General features: G+C 67.3%; 12 protein-coding genes and 1 pseudogene. 8 read left to right on the forward strand and 5 right to left on the reverse strand.

Going from position 1 to position 14,125, the window contains the following annotated elements:
- Positions 1-7 precede the first annotated feature (7 nt).
- The 3 genes from VFT73_RS03405 to VFT73_RS03415 all read right to left on the reverse strand — a co-directional run bounded on the left by VFT73_RS03405 (position 8) and on the right by VFT73_RS03415 (position 3,895).
- Positions 8-1,438, reverse strand: a complete 1,431-nt coding sequence (locus VFT73_RS03405) for an amidohydrolase family protein (RefSeq protein ID WP_326408744.1) — start codon at positions 1,436-1,438, stop codon at positions 8-10.
- A complete protein-coding gene (locus VFT73_RS03410; RefSeq protein WP_326408745.1) occupies positions 1,438-2,487 on the reverse strand; it encodes a 1,9-bis(guanidino)-5-aza-nonane synthase in 1,050 nt (349 codons plus the stop codon). Before VFT73_RS03410 ends, VFT73_RS03405 begins: the two co-directional genes overlap by 1 nt.
- A 187-nt stretch (positions 2,488-2,674) precedes the next feature.
- The gene (locus VFT73_RS03415) at positions 2,675-3,895 is read right to left on the reverse strand and encodes a type III PLP-dependent enzyme (RefSeq protein WP_326408746.1); all 1,221 of its coding nucleotides are present in this window, start codon (positions 3,893-3,895) and stop codon (positions 2,675-2,677) included.
- Positions 3,896-4,089: 194 nt separating this feature from the next.
- On the opposite strand from VFT73_RS03415, the gene VFT73_RS03420 reads away from it, so the two are divergent.
- The 4 genes from VFT73_RS03420 (at position 4,090) to VFT73_RS03435 (ending at position 8,477) form a co-directional block, all read left to right on the forward strand.
- Positions 4,090-5,010 (forward strand): threonine ammonia-lyase, encoded by a 921-nt coding sequence (locus VFT73_RS03420; RefSeq protein ID WP_414712780.1) that lies wholly within the window; start codon positions 4,090-4,092, stop codon positions 5,008-5,010.
- A gap of 61 nt (positions 5,011-5,071) precedes the next feature.
- Positions 5,072-7,219: a TonB-dependent receptor gene (locus VFT73_RS03425; RefSeq protein WP_414712781.1), complete on the forward strand. Its 2,148-nt coding sequence runs from the start codon at positions 5,072-5,074 to the stop codon at positions 7,217-7,219.
- Positions 7,219-8,319: a PepSY-associated TM helix domain-containing protein gene (locus tag VFT73_RS03430; protein ID WP_349255487.1), complete on the forward strand. Its 1,101-nt coding sequence runs from the start codon at positions 7,219-7,221 to the stop codon at positions 8,317-8,319. The genes VFT73_RS03425 and VFT73_RS03430 overlap by 1 nt, the downstream gene beginning before the upstream one ends.
- Positions 8,320-8,351: 32 nt before the next feature.
- Complete coding sequence (locus VFT73_RS03435; protein WP_326408747.1) at positions 8,352-8,477, forward strand: hypothetical protein; 126 nt, start codon at positions 8,352-8,354, stop codon at positions 8,475-8,477.
- On the opposite strand, the gene VFT73_RS03440 is transcribed toward VFT73_RS03435, so the two are convergent.
- Positions 8,474-8,926 (reverse strand): hypothetical protein, encoded by a 453-nt coding sequence (locus VFT73_RS03440; protein ID WP_326408748.1) that lies wholly within the window; start codon positions 8,924-8,926, stop codon positions 8,474-8,476. The two genes, VFT73_RS03435 and VFT73_RS03440, sit on opposite strands and share 4 nt — an antisense overlap.
- A gap of 19 nt (positions 8,927-8,945) precedes the next feature.
- Positions 8,946-9,602, reverse strand: coding sequence for an alpha/beta hydrolase (locus VFT73_RS03445; protein ID WP_157025114.1), 657 nt, complete (start codon positions 9,600-9,602; stop codon positions 8,946-8,948).
- 94 nt (positions 9,603-9,696) lie between these two features.
- Between VFT73_RS03445 and VFT73_RS03450 the strand changes: the two genes are divergently transcribed.
- The 4 genes and pseudogenes from VFT73_RS03450 to VFT73_RS03465 form a co-directional block, all read left to right on the forward strand.
- Positions 9,697-10,773 (forward strand): cysteine desulfurase family protein, encoded by a 1,077-nt coding sequence (locus VFT73_RS03450; RefSeq protein WP_326408749.1) that lies wholly within the window; start codon positions 9,697-9,699, stop codon positions 10,771-10,773.
- Positions 10,773-11,966: a cysteine desulfurase family protein gene (locus tag VFT73_RS03455; protein ID WP_326408750.1), complete on the forward strand. Its 1,194-nt coding sequence runs from the start codon at positions 10,773-10,775 to the stop codon at positions 11,964-11,966. The genes VFT73_RS03450 and VFT73_RS03455 overlap by 1 nt, the downstream gene beginning before the upstream one ends.
- Complete coding sequence (locus tag VFT73_RS03460; protein WP_326408751.1) at positions 11,963-12,298, forward strand: 2Fe-2S iron-sulfur cluster-binding protein; 336 nt, start codon at positions 11,963-11,965, stop codon at positions 12,296-12,298. Before VFT73_RS03455 ends, VFT73_RS03460 begins: the two co-directional genes overlap by 4 nt.
- Positions 12,299-12,347: 49 nt before the next feature.
- Positions 12,348-14,117 (forward strand): annotated as a pseudogene (locus VFT73_RS03465) (PAS domain S-box protein); the annotation flags it as partial.
- Positions 14,118-14,125 lie beyond the last annotated feature (8 nt).

Raw genomic sequence — 14,125 nt, forward strand, 5'->3', positions numbered from 1 at the left:
CAAGCGATCAGCGTGCGGCAGCAGCCCTGGCTTCGGCGAGCAGCCGATCGAGCGCGGCACGATCATATGCCTGGCCACGAAGGACGACCGTCTGGATTGCGCGTGTTGCTGCGATGTCGGCGAGCGGATTGCGGTCGAGGATCAGAATGTCGGCCGCCTTGCCGGGCCCGAGCGATCCGAAGCGGGCGGATTTGCCGAGAAAGGCGGGTCCGGTCACGACCGCCGAGCGGAGCGCCTGCGCCGGCGTCAGGCCGGCCTCGACATAGCGCGCCAGCTCGTCGTGCAGCCCCTGGCCCGGATAATTGAACGAGTTGAGGTAACCCGCATCCGTGCCGGCAAGGATCGGCAGGCCCGCTTCGGCGACCAGCGGCATCAGCGACGCGGTGAGCTCGTATTTCGCGTGCCGGCGGGCGACTTCCTCCGGCGTCGCCTTGGCCGCGCGCTCGATCCGCCATTCATAGGTCTTGCGCAGCCCCGGGCCGATCAGCGCCAGCGCGTCGTCATGGCTGTGATCGTCGCGGTCGAGATAGGCGAGGATGCGCGTCATGTTCAGCGTCGGCGTGACGTAGAGGCCCTGCGCGGCGAAGCGCCGATAGGCCGCCTTTGCAAGCGTCGGGTCGAAGCCCTCGACCAGCTTCGCCGACGCATCGGCATAGCTGATCCTGCCCGCCGCATAGTCGGCCGAAATCGCAGCTTCGTCGCGCGAGCCGGCCTTGATCAGATAGTCGAGATGCTCGATCGAGCTCAGGCCCGCGTCCGCTGCCTGCTGGATCGTCAGCGCATAGGGAATATGGGCCGAGGTCTTCAGCCCGCGCGCCTTGGCGGTCTTTACGGCGTAAAGGAAAATGTCGGGCTTCAGCGTGTTGTCGGTGATCTTGACGAAATCGACCCGCATGTCGTTCTGAAGGCGATCGAGCGCGGCATCGACCTCGGCCGGCGTGCCGACCTCGATCGTACCCTTCCAGATCGGCTTATAGCCTTCGAGCTTCGGCCCCGACGTGAAGATGGTCGGCCCGAGCAGTTTGCCCTTCGCGACCTGTTCGCGCCACAGCAGCACGGCATCGCTGATATCCGCCGCGCAGTCCCGCACGGCCGTGATGCCATAAGCGACATAGACCGGCAGCAGCGCCTTGTTCTCGCCCACCAGCTCCGGCCCGCCGCCGAAATGGACGTGCATGTCCCAGAGGCCCGGCATGACGAAGCGGCCGCGCGCATCAATTGAGCGCGCGGCGGTATAGGTTCGATCGATCTCGGCGGGCGAGCCGACGGCGACAATCGTGTCCCCTTTGACGGCGATCGAGCGATGCGGGACGACCTTTCCGCCCGCGACGTCGATCAAGGTCGCGTCGCGGACGATCAGGTCCGCTGCTTCCTTCGCCGCCGCCGGGCTGGCGATGATCCCGGCCAATGCGGCGGCGAAGGCGAGCAGCGTCCTCATCAGGCGAACAGCTTCGCCCAGCGGCGCTGCGGCCGGGTCTTCCACGCGCCGCGATGATAGGCGTCGCTGGCCAGCAGCGGCATCACGCTGCCGGCCTCGGCGAACACCATCTGCTCCAGCGCGGTGTCGACCTTGCCCCAGCTCGCCGCTTCCTTCAGCGTCGAGGAGGAGCAGGCGCCGTCGCGCACGTCGGCGACGGTGATCTGCACCGCATATTTGTGCATCTCGACATCTTCATGGCCCAGGATTTCGGCGCAGACGACGGTGTCCTGGATGAAGTTCTTCGGCACGCCGCCGCCGATCATCAGCAGGCCGGTGGTGCCCGCCTTGATCTTGATGTCGGTCAGCTCGCGGAAGTCCGCGACCGCGTCGATCGACATGTACGGCTTGCCTGCCTTCATCCGCTCGACCTGGTGCTTGACCAGGCCGAAGCCGGCCGAGGAGTCGACGAAGGCCGGGCAGAAGATCGGCACGTCATGTTCATAGGCGAGCTTGACCAGGCTGTTCTCCTTCTTGCCGTTTTCGGCGAGATACTTGCCCATCGCCTGGATGAACTCGCGGCTCGAATAGCCGCGCGGCTCCAGGCTGTCGGCGATGCGGCCGATCGTGTGGTCGCAGTCCTGCAGCTGCTCTTCGTCGATATAGGTGTCGTAGATGCGGTCGATGTACAGCGAGCGCAGCGTGTTATCGTCCGGGATTTCAAGCGCCTGGTAGTGTTTGTGGCCAAGCCCTTCGAAGAAATCCATGTCGACGATCGAGGCGCCGGTGGCAACGATGCCGTCGACCATGTTGGACCGGACGAGCTCCGCATACAGGTCCATGCAGCCGCCCGCCGAAGTCGATCCCGCGATCACCAGGAAGATCGTGCAGTCCTTGTCCTCCAGCATCTGGTTGTAGATGCCGGTCGCGCGCGCGAGGTCGCGGCTGGTGAAGCTCATCTTCCCCATCGCGTCGATGATCGGCCGCGCATCGAACGAACGGATGTCGACATGGTCGACAGTGGTGGAAAGCAGCTCCGCCTTGCGGGTGTCGTTGGCGATGTTGTTCATGTCTCAGGTCCCGTAGTCATTGACCAGCGTCGTTAAGGGGACGCGGAAACCCGTTTCGTGTTCCCCTCCCATTTTAGGGAGGGGTTAGGGGTGGGTAGCGAGCGAAGCGAGCATCGCGGCGGCGGGATTCGCTCGGCCTGGCGGCCGACACCCACCCCTAGCCCCTCCCTTGTCGGGAGGGGAATAGCTACAGCGTGACGACGTTCGAGGCGACCTCTTCGGTCCCGGCGGTGTACAGCGACACCATCGGCTCGTCGGTGACCTCGACCGTTTCGGCGCGGCCAAAGCCGTTGAAGCCGGTGCGCATCGCGCAGCCATAGGCCCCGAGCATGCCGATCTCGAGATAGTCGCCCGGCTGCACGTCGGCCGGCAGCATGAACGGCCCCGCCATATGGTCGAGATCGTCGCAGGTCGGGCCGTAGAAGCTGAACGCCATCGGTCTGGCGCGGCTGTCCGGCTCGCGCAGCAGGCTGACCGGGAAGCGCCAGCCGACATGAGCCGCATCGAACAGCGCACCATAGGCGCCGTCGTTGATGTACAGCTCGTCGCCGCGGCGCTTTTCGACGCGCACGACCAGCGAGCTGTACTCGGCGCAGAGCGCACGGCCCGGCTCGGCCCACAGCTCCGCCGAATAGCTGACCGGCAGGCTCTCGAAGGCGCGGTGGATCGTCTCGAAATACAGCTCGAGCGGCGGCGGCTCCATGCCGGGATAGCTGGACGGAAAACCCCCGCCGACGTCGATCACGTCGACGGTGACCGCGGCTTCGACGATCGCCTGGCGCACGCGCTCCATCGCCTGCGCATAGGCATCGGGCGTCATCGCCTGCGAACCGACATGGAAGCAGATGCCGAGCGCGTCGGCGGCCTGGCGAGCCGCGAACAGCAGCTCCTTCGCTTCGAGCGGCGACACGCCGAACTTGGACGCGAGGCTGAGCTTCGAATAATCCGAAGACACGCGCAGCCGCACGCAGAGCGTCAGATCGCTGGCGCCGTTGGTCGCGCGGACGATCTTGTCCAGCTCTTCCATCGAATCGAGCGAGAAGGTGCGCACGCCATGTTCGGCATAGGCCTCCGCGATCGCTTCCTCGGCCTTCACCGGATGCATGAAGCAGAGCACCGCCTGCGGCAGGGTCTCGCGCACCAGCCGCACCTCGGCGATCGAGGCGACGTCATAGTGCGTTACGCCGCTGTCCCACAGGATGCGGAGCAGGTCCGGCGACGGATTCGCCTTCACCGCATAGAGCGTCTTGCCCGGAAACTTCTCGACGAAGAAACGGGCAGCGCGCCGGGCGGCGTGCGGACGAATGAGCGTGACCGGCTGGACCGGGCGTGCTTTTGCAATATCGGCCCCGCAGGCGGGTCCGGTGGGGGCGACAGCTAGCCCCAGCGCGCTATGATGCTTGTGCAATTCAAGGGACCTCCAATTGCCTCGCGGCAGAGTTGCGAACAAAGCTGCCTTGCGGTGGAAGTCCCATGGGGCAGCGGGGCGCGATATATGAACGGCGGACCCCCCTGTAAAGTGATGAATTAAGGCCCCTTTCAAAACGGAGACAAAGCGTGATTTCAGGGCGACAGCCTGACCGGACCGGTGTCGTTAGAGCGTTGGAAAAGCTGGACAAGATTGTCTCGCCGACGCCGCTTCTGCAGGCGGAGATCGGCGGGCGGACCGTCTATCTGAAGGCCGAATCGCTGCAGCCGATGGGCGCGTTCAAGCTGCGCGGCGCCTGGCATCGACTCACCGATCTCACCGAAGCGGAGCGGGAAAAGGGCGTCGTCGCCTTTTCGTCCGGTAACCACGCGCAGGGCGTCGCCTGGGCCGCCAGGCGACTCGGGATCCGTGCGACGATCGTGATGCCGGCCGATTCGCCGAGGAAAAAGCTCGACAATACCCGTGCGCTGGGCGCCGAGGTGGTCACCTATGATCGCATGACCGAAAGCCGCGAAGCGATCGCCGCACGGATTGCCGCGGATCGCGGCTCGGTCGTGGTGCCGAGCTTCGACGATCCGTGGATCGTCGAAGGACAGGGGAGTGCGGGCCTGGAAGCGTGCCGTCAAATGGCTGCGCTCGGCCTCGCGGCGCCGGACCGGATCGTCACGCCGTGCGGCGGCGGCGGGCTGGCCTCCGGACTCGCGCTCGCGGTGCCCGATGCGGAGATCGTGATTGCGGAGCCGGAAGGCTGGGACGACATGACGCGCTCGCTGGCCGGAGGCGAGATCGTGCCGGTCGGCCCAAATCCGCCGCCGACCGCCTGCGACGCGCTGCAGACCCTGAAGGTCGCGCCGCTGACTTTTGGCATCCTGAAGGCGCGCGGCGCGCATGGCGTGGCCGTCAGCGAGGCCGAAGCAGGCACGGCGATGCGCTGGGCATTAGACAATCTTCGCCTGGTGCTGGAGCCGGGCGGCGCGGTCGCGCTTGCCGCGCTGCTGGCGGAGAAAGTGGCGCCCACCGAGCGGACGCTCGTCATCCTGTCGGGCGGCAATGTCGATGCCTCCACGTTCAAGCGAATGGTTTTCGATCACTGATATTGCAAATCGCTCTCAATAGCAGCTAAAGCGCCCGCAACATCAACGCGGGGAGCTTTTCGTGTATCGTCTGTCGCTTGGGTCCGTTCTCGTCCTTCCGTTCGTCTGTGCCGCCTCGGCCGCTCACGCCGCCGAGGCGGTTGGGGATGGGGACGGCTCCGACATCGTCGTCACGGCCGCCCGCTCGGCGCTACCGGCGAGCGCGCTGCCGCTGACCGTGGATGTGGTCGGGGCGGAGGAACTGGCGCAGCAGGCGGCGATTAGCGGATCGGTCGTCGATGCCGTCTCGACCCTGACGCCGTCCTTCTCGCCGACCCGGCAGAAATTGTCGGGCGCGGGGGAGACGCTGCGGGGCCGCTCGCCGCTCTATGCGATCAACGGCATCCCGCAATCGACGCCGCTGCGCGACGGCTCGCGCGACGGCTTCACGATCGATCCGTTCTTCGTCGACCGGGTCGAGCTGATCTTCGGATCCAACGCGCTGCAGGGCATCGGCGCGACCGGCGGCGTCGTGAACCAGGTCACCGTCGGCGCGCCCAAGGTCGAGGGACTGAGCGGCCGCGCGCTGGTGCGCGGGATGGCCGACGGCGATTTTCACGGCGACGGTCTGGGCGGAAAGGTCGCCGGTTTGCTGAGCTGGAAGAGCGGCCGGTTCGATGCGACCGCCGGTGCCGCTTTTGAGAAGCGCGGCGCCTTTTATGACGCGCGCGGACGGCGGATCGGCGTCGATTCGACCCAGGGCGAGATCCAGGACTCGGACACGCTCTCGCTGTTCGGCCGCTTCGGCTATGAACTGGGCGACAGCGCCCGGCTGGACCTGATCCTCAGCCGCTTCGAGCTGAAGGGCGACGGCGACTATGTCTCGCTCGCGAACAGCGCCGACATCGCCCGCCGTATCCCGGCGACCGCCGTGCGCGGCGATCCGCCGGGCGTCCCCGCCGCGAACCGCACCGAAAGCGTCGCCCTGTCGCTGACGGACCCCGATCTGGGCGGCGGCAATTTCGTTGCGCAAATTTTCTTCAACCGCTCCCGCGACACCTTCGGCGGCGATCCGACGCCGATAGCGACATTCCAGGACCCGCGGATCGCGCCGGTCGGAACGCTGTTCGACCAGTCGCAGAACCGTTCGCGCAAATATGGCGGCAAGATCAGCTATGAACGCGAAGTGCCGGGCATCCCGGGCCTGACTGCGATCGCCGGCTTCGACGCCCTGTTCGACCGGACCGAGCAGCGCCTGATCGCGACCGGCCGGATCTGGGTGCCGCCGACCGACTTCCGCAGCCTGGCGCCGTTCGGCCAGCTCAACCTCGCCTTATTCGGCGGCAAGCTCCGCCTGGCCGGCGGCGCGCGGTGGGAGAATGTGAAGATCACCGTCGACGACTTCACCACCTTGTTCTCGGCCGGGGCGACCGACGTCGCCGGCGGCAGCCCGAGCTTCAGCGACGTGCTGTTCAACGGCGGCGTCATCGTCGAGCCGGTGCCGGGCATCCGCGCCTATGCGAGCTATGCCGAAGGCTATACCGTGCCCGACGTCGGCCGCATCACCCGCGCGATCAAGACCGACGGCGTCGATATCGACGACTTCCTCGACATCAGCCCGATCGTCTCGAACAACCGCGAGGTGGGCGTCGAGGCTAAACATGGGCCGCTCGACGCCAGCGTCGCCTATTTCTGGTCGTCGAGCGACAAGGGCCAGCTGCTGGTGCTGAACGGCGGTGTGTTCGACGTGCAGCGGCTCCGGGTCGAGATTCAGGGTCTCGAGATCAATCTGGGGGTGGAGACGCCGATCCCGGGCTTGCGTGTTTCGGCCGGCTACGCTCATCTCGACGGCCGTTACGACAGCGACACGCCGCCCGACGGGATCGTCGATACCGATCTCGACGGCGCCAACATCTCGCCGGATCGGCTGAACCTCGCCGCGAATTACACACGGGGCCCGTTCACCGCGCGCTTCCAGACCCAATTCTACCTGGGCCGCAGCTTCACGGGAAAAGTGCGCGTGCCCGAGAATGATTTCGAGGGCTACACGATTGCCGACGTATATCTGGGTTACGATACCGGCATCGGCCAGCTGACCTTTGCCGTTCAGAACCTCTTCAACCGGCAATATATCGACTATAGCAGCGACACGACGCGCCCCGGCGACCGCTCGCGCTTCTTCGCCGGCCGCGGCCGCACCTTCACGCTTGGCTGGGATTACCGCTTCTGATGATGCGCGCGCTCGACCTTCTGCATCGCTGGACGGGCGGCCTGATCGGCCTGCTGCTCGCGCTGCTGGGCGCGAGCGGCACCATCCTGCTGTGGAAGGAGGCGTGGCTGCGCTGGATGCTGCCGGGCGCGGCGGACCCGCGCGTCACAGACGCGGCCGTGCTGGGCGATCTGACTGCGCACATCATGGCGGATGCGCCGGGCTCGATCCTGTTCGCGACTGACGGCTTCGGCCTGAACCGCGTGAACTTCGGCGAGCGCGGCGCCTATATCGACCAGGCCGGCCATGTCGTCGCGCGCTGGGACTCGGTGTGGGACCGGCCCGAATTGTGGCTGTTCGACTTCCACCATTACCTGTTTTCGGGAGAGACCGGAGAGACGGTGGCCGGCATCGCCGGGCTGATCGGGCTCGCCTTTGTGGTGACGGGCATCCTGCTCTGGTGGCGCACGCGGCGGACTTTCCGCTTCCGCCTGCTGCCGAAGCGGATGACGCGGCCGGCGATCGTCATCCACCACCGCGATCTCGGCATCGTGATGGCGCCGCTGCTGCTGTTGTCGATGGTAACCGGCACGATGATGGTCTTCCGGCCTGTCGCCGATCTGGTGCTGCGGCCGGTCGCCGCGCCGGGCACCGTCACTGCCAGCCTTGCGCCGCCGAAGATCGAGGGTGGCGCGCTCGACCGGGCAGCGCTCGACTGGCGGCGGATCGTGCCCCAAGCGCTCGCCCGCTATCCCGGCGCCGAGCTGCGCGTGATCTCGATGCCTAAAAAGGCCGGCGACCTCGTCTCGATCCGGCTGAAGCAGCCGGCCGAATGGCTGCCCAACGGCCGCACCGGCGTCTGGGTCGATCCCGCTACCGGCAAGATCGTCGCGACCAGAGACGCGCTCGCGATGCCGACCGGCGCGAGGTGGTTCAACAAGGCCTATCCGCTCCATTCGGGCAAGATCGGCGGCGTGCTTTACCGGACGGTGATGACGCTCTCCGGTCTCACGCTGGCGATGCTCGGCAGCCTGGCGGTCTGGAGCTTCTGGACCGAACGCGGTCGGCGCAGGCGCGCGGAGTCGCGGCGAAGGCGCGCGCTTGCTATCGAGCCGGCATGACCGGCCCTTCGCCCCTGATTCTATCCGTCCTGATGATCGCTGCGGTCGCGCTGGCGATCGGCGGCATCGCGCAGCTCCGCCGCAAGGAAAAGCGCGGCTGGCTGATGCTGGTGATGGCCGCCGTGCTGGTCGGCAACGTCCTGATCTGGAGCCTCTAGGCGGCCGCGACGCGTTCCGGCAGATTGTCGAACACGCGCCGGATTTCCTGGAGCACCTCAACCGTCTTTTCCAGATCCTCGTCCTGGAACTCGGACATCAGCGGCTCGATCTCCGGGGCCATTCGGGAAACCGCATCGGCATGCGCGGAGCGGCCGGCGGCGGTGATGCCGACGATCTGGTCGTCGCCATCGCCGATCCGGCCGATCAGGCCCTGCTGTTCCAGCGTGCCCAGATGCACGTCCATCTCGTCGACCGTCACCTGGAACATCCAGGCAAGGATCGACTTGCGCTCCTGATCACGGTTGTTGCGGACGAAATAGTTGAGCGCGCCGAACTGGCCGGCGGTCAGGCCCGAGGTTTCGATCGTACCGAGATGGTTTCGAACGAGGTGCTCGACCACCGCGATTTCGGTGAACAGGTCCAGCAGCAGCTTTTCGCGATCAGCCATGACGCGCCTCCCCGCAAGCTCACCGGATCGGGCAGCTCGGATCCAGCCGGAAGTCGAGATACCGGTCCACGCTGCCCATCAGCTGCGGCATCTCGTGCTCGAAAAAGTGGTTTGCGCCCGGAATGGTGTCGTGATGGATGGTGATGTGCTTCTGCGTGCGCAATTTGTCGACCAGCTTCTGCACCGCCGACGGCGTCACCACCTCGTCCGCCTCGCCCTGCACGATGATGCCGGAGGCCGGGCAGGGAGCGAGAAAGCTGAAGTCGTACATGTTCGCAGGCGGCGCGATCGAAATGAAGCCGCGCACTTCGGGCCGGCGCATCAGCAGCTGCATGCCGATCCACGCGCCGAAGCTGACGCCGGCAACCCAGGTCTGCTGCGCCTCCGGGTGAAAGCTCTGCACCCAGTCGAGCGCGGCGGCCGCATCGGACAGCTCGCCGACGCCGTTGTCGAACGTGCCCTGGCTCTTGCCGACACCGCGGAAATTGAAGCGTAGGGTCGCGAAGCCGCGCCGCGCGAAAGTCTGGTAGAGCGCCTGGACGATGCGGTTGTTCATCGTCCCCATCGCCTGCGGATGGGGATGCAGGATCATCGCGACCGGCGCGCGCGGGCGCGGCGGAGGAGCGAAACGACCTTCAAGGCGGCCCTCCGGGCCGGGAAAAATCACTTCGGGCATAGCACCTTGATCGAAAATGCGCCCGGAATGGTGGCGCGGAGTTGCGGCGCTATATAGGATCGGAGCCTGAATTCGCAAACGAGTCCGTCACACGTTGAGCCAGCGTCTCTATCTCGACCATGCCGCCACCACGCCGATGGTGCTTGCCGCGCGCGAGGCGATGCGCGCCGCGATCGCGCGCTGGGCCAATCCGTCGTCGCCCCATGCCGAGGGCCGCGCCGCCCGCGCGATGCTGGAGGACGCACGCAGCCGCATCGCCAAGGCGCTCGGCTGGGACGGCGAGGTGATCCTGACCGGGGGCGCCACCGAAGCGATCCGCATCGCGCTGGTCCGCACCAAGTGCGACGCCCGCATCGTCTCCGCCGTCGAGCACGAGGCGGTGCACCGGGTAGCGAGCGACGCCTTCTTCCTCCCGGTGCAGCAGGACGGCACGGTCTTGCCCGATGCGCTGACCGGCCGGCTGGGTGCGCTTGGGGCGAAAGCGCCTTTGGTCGCGATCCAGGCGGTCAACAATGAAATCGGCGTCTGCCAGCCGGTCGACCAGCTCGCCCCGATCGTGCGCAAGGCGGGCGGGCTGCTGTTCGCCGACTGCGCCCAGAGCGCCGGCAAGGCGGCCTTGCCGGACGCCGACCTGATCGCGATTTCCGCGCACAAATTCGGCGGTCCGCCCGGGGTCGGCGCGCTGCTTGTCCGCGATCTCGGCATGCTGGAAACGAGCGGCGGGCAGGAGAAAGGCTATCGCGCCGGCACCGAGAACCTGCCGGGCGTCGTCGCGATGGCTGCCGCGCTGGAGGAGGGCCGCGGCTGGGTCGACCGCGCCGCCGACCTGCGCGCGCATCTGGACGGCGCGATCGAGGCGGCGGGCGGCGAGGTCGTCGCAAAGCGCTCGCCGCGGCTGGCGACGATCGGCGCCTATCGGATGCCCGGCGTCGCCGCTTCGGCGCAGCTGATCCAGCTGGACCTCGCCGGGATCGCGATTTCGGCCGGCAGCGCCTGCTCGTCGGGCACGCTGAAGTCGAGCCATGTGCTCTCCGCGATGGGCTGGGGCGAAGCGGAGGCGGGGCAAGTGATCCGCGCCAGCTTCGGCCCCGAAACCAGCCGCGCCGACATCTACCGCTTCGTCGAGGCCTGGAAGCGGATCGCGGAGAGCGCGCGCAGCCGCGCAGCGTGATGCAACCGATCTACCTCGACTATCAGGCGACCACTCCGCTCGCCTCGGAAGCACAGGCGGCGATGGAGCCATGGCTGGGCCAAAAGTTCGGGAATCCCCATTCGCCGCACCGGATGGGCCGCGAGGCCAAGGCGGGGGTGGAGTTTGCAAGGGAACAGGTGGCATCCCTCATCCGCTCGTCCCGAGCGAAGTCGAGGGGCGATAGCCCGTCCTGGGAGAAGCGCCCCTCGACTGAGTTCGGGACGAGCGAGGCTGGGCACGGGCAGGTGGTGTTCACCTCCGGCGCGACTGAAGCCGCCAACCTTGCCCTGAAAGGCGCTGCATGGGCAGCTCCACCGAACCGGCGCAAGATCGTCACGCTCGCGATCGAACACGCCTGTGTGCTCGATACGGTGCTCTGGCTCGGCAGCCATGGCTTCGAGGCCGTGGTGCTCCCGGTCGGCCATGACGGGATCGTCGACCTGGACACTGTAAGGGAAGCGGTGGACGACCGCACTGCAATCGTCGCGGCGATGCTGGTCAACAACGAGATCGGCGTGATCCAGCCGGTCGCCGAGATCGGCCGCATCGCGCGCGAGGCCGGCGCGCTGTTTTTCTGCGATGCGGTGCAGGGACTGGGCCGCGTGCCGCTGCCCGACGCCGACCTGATCGCCGTTTCGGCCCACAAATTATTCGGTCCCAAAGGCGTCGGCGCCCTCTGGCTTCGCGGCGGCGTTGCGTTGGAGCCGTTGATGCACGGCGGCGCGCAAGAAGCAGGCATTCGGTCGGGCACGCTAAGCCCTGCGCTCTGTACCGGCTTCGGCGCCGCCGCCGCATTGGCAGCGGTCCGCTCGGCAGAGGATACCGCGCATGTCGAACGGCTCTGGTCGCTGGCGGTGGCCAGGCTGCGTGGCTGGACGATCAACGGTTCGACGGAGCGGCGGTACCGCGGCAACCTGAACGTTCGCGCCGACGGGCTCGATGCGGCGCGGCTGATCTCCGACGTGCGCGGCGTCGCTTTCTCGGCGGGCTCGGCCTGCGCGAGCGGCTCCGGGCGCCCGAGCCATGTGCTGAAGGCGATCGGCTTGTCCGATGCCGAGGCGCGGTCGAGCATCCGGCTCGGCTTCGGCCGCTACACATCCGAGGAGGAACTGGAGCGCGCGCTCGACCTGATCCTTGCTGCCGCCGCCGCGCAGGGGCTGAAGGCCGCGTGACGCGCGTCCGCTTCATCAGCGCGGACGGCGCGACCGTCCGGGAGGTCGAGGCGGCGCCCGGCGAGCGGCTGCTCGACGTCGCGCAGGCCGAAGGCCAGCCGCTCGAAGGCACATGCGAAGGTCAGATGGCCTGCTCGACCTGCCACGTGATCGTCGACGCCGCCGATTTCGCGAAGCTGCCGCCCGCGTCCGAGCCGGAAGAGGACATGCTGGACCTCGCTGCCGGCGCGACGCGTCACAGCCGCCTCGCCTGTCAGATCTACCTGAGCGAAGCGCTCGATGCCCTCACTGTCCGCATCCCGCCCGAGGTACGCAACATGCAGGGCCGCTAGGGCGCACAAACCGTTTACCGCGGCGCGAAAATCGCGCTAGGTGAGGGACATGCAAGGGGCAGAGGGCGAAAAGGCGGCCGACGCGGATCTCCGCCTGAACGCCATTCTCGACAGCATCGCCGACGGTTATTGCATCGTCGACGGCACATGGCGCATCCGTAGCTTCAATCGCGCGGCGGAAGCATTCTTCGGCCGCGGCCGCGCCGAGATGCTGGGGCGCAGCTTCTGGGAAGCCATTCCCACCGTCGCCGGCACGATGTTCGAGACCAATTTCCGCCGGGCCGCGGCAGGGGAAGCGGTGCATTTCGAGGCGGAATCGACCGCCTTTCCGGGCCGGGAGGTGGCGCTCACGGTCTCCCCGTTGCCGGGCGGCGGCATCGCGATCGTGTTCAACGACATCACCGCGCAGCGGCGCGCCGAGCGGACGGTTCGCGAGAGCGAGGCGCGCTTCCGCCTGATCGCCGATTCCGCGCCGGTACCGATGTGGGTCACGTCCCTCGACCGCAAGCGCTGGTTCGTGAACCGCGCCTATGCCGAGTTCCTGGGCGTCAGCTATGAAGACGCGCTGACGCTCGACTGGCGCAGCATCATCCATCCCGACGATATCGGCCGCATCCTGAAAGAGCAGGTGGAGAAGGAAGCCTCGCTGCAGCCTTTCGCGCTGGAGGCGCGGTACCGCACGACGGACGGCGGCTGGTGCTGGCTCCGTTCCTATTCGCAGCCGCGTTGGGGGCCGGACGGCGAGCATGTCGGCTTTATCGGCGTCGCCTTCGACATCACCATCGCGAAGGAAGCCGAGCTGGCGCTGCAGCAGCAGGTGGCGGAGCGCACCGCCGAGCTGGAAGCGCTCTACACCAAGACGCCGACCATCCTGCAGTCGCAGAACGCCGAAGGGCGGCTCGTCAGCGTGTCCGACCGCTGGCTGGAATTCATGGGTTTCGACAGCCGCGACGAAGTGATCGGCCGATCGTCGCTCGATTTCGCCGCGCCGGGCAGCCGGGAGCAATATTTTGAGCATGACTGGCCGGCGCTGATGGCCGGCCGAGAAATCAAGGAATCCGAATACCGCGTCGTCAGGAAGAGTGGCGAGGTGGCGGACGTGCTCGTCTCGTCCCGTCCGTGGCATGACAGCCAGGGCCGCTTCGTCCGCACGATGACTGCCATCATCGACGTGACTGCCCGCAAGCGCACCGAGGAAGCGCTGCGCCAGGCCCAGAAGGTCGAGGCGATGGGCCAGCTGACCGGCGGCGTCGCGCACGATTTCAACAATCTGCTGTCGCCGATCATCGGCGGGCTGGACCTGATGCAGCGGCGCGGCATCGCCGACCCGCGCGCCCAGCAGACGGTCGCCTCCGCCCTGCAGGCGGCGGAGCGGGCGAAGACGCTGGTCCAGCGGCTGCTCGCCTTCGCGCGCCGCCAGCCGCTGCAGCCGGCGCCGGTCGATGCCGGGCGGCTGATCGAAGGCATGGCCGAACTGATCGGCTCGACCGTCGGGCCGCGCATCCGGCTGGAACTGGACGTACCGCACGATCTGCCGCCCTGCCTGGCCGATCCGAACCAGGTCGAGATGGCGCTGCTGAACCTGAGCGTGAACGCGCGCGACGCGATGCCCGATGGCGGCACGCTCACCATCGCCGCGAGCGTCGAGCAGGTGAGCGATGGCGCGCAGGATCTCGCGGCGGGCAGCTATGTCCGCCTGTCCGTCGCCGACACCGGCTGCGGGATGGATGAAGGCGTGGCGGCGCGCGCGATCGAGCCCTTCTTTTCGACCAAGGGCATCGGCCGCGGCACCGGGCTTGGACTGTCGATGGTCCATGGCCTCGCCGC

This window comes from Sphingomonas sp. (genome assembly GCF_035758555.1).
In the GTDB taxonomy this organism is placed as follows: Bacteria; Pseudomonadota; Alphaproteobacteria; order Sphingomonadales; family Sphingomonadaceae; genus Sphingomonas_B.

Excerpts from the sequence above, each read along its gene's own strand:
- VFT73_RS03405 (WP_326408744.1), bottom strand. The coding sequence starts at position 1,438 with ATGAGGACGCTGCTCGCCTTCGCCGCCGCATTGGCCGGGATCATCGCC.
- VFT73_RS03455 (WP_326408750.1), top strand. The coding sequence starts at position 10,773 with ATGCAACCGATCTACCTCGACTATCAGGCGACCACTCCGCTCGCCTCG.
- VFT73_RS03435 (WP_326408747.1), top strand. The coding sequence starts at position 8,352 with ATGATCGCTGCGGTCGCGCTGGCGATCGGCGGCATCGCGCAGCTCCGC.
- VFT73_RS03410 (WP_326408745.1), bottom strand. The coding sequence starts at position 2,487 with ATGAACAACATCGCCAACGACACCCGCAAGGCGGAGCTGCTTTCCACC.
- VFT73_RS03430 (WP_349255487.1), top strand. The coding sequence starts at position 7,219 with ATGATGCGCGCGCTCGACCTTCTGCATCGCTGGACGGGCGGCCTGATC.
- VFT73_RS03440 (WP_326408748.1), bottom strand. The coding sequence starts at position 8,926 with ATGGCTGATCGCGAAAAGCTGCTGCTGGACCTGTTCACCGAAATCGCG.
- VFT73_RS03445 (WP_157025114.1), bottom strand. The coding sequence starts at position 9,602 with ATGCCCGAAGTGATTTTTCCCGGCCCGGAGGGCCGCCTTGAAGGTCGT.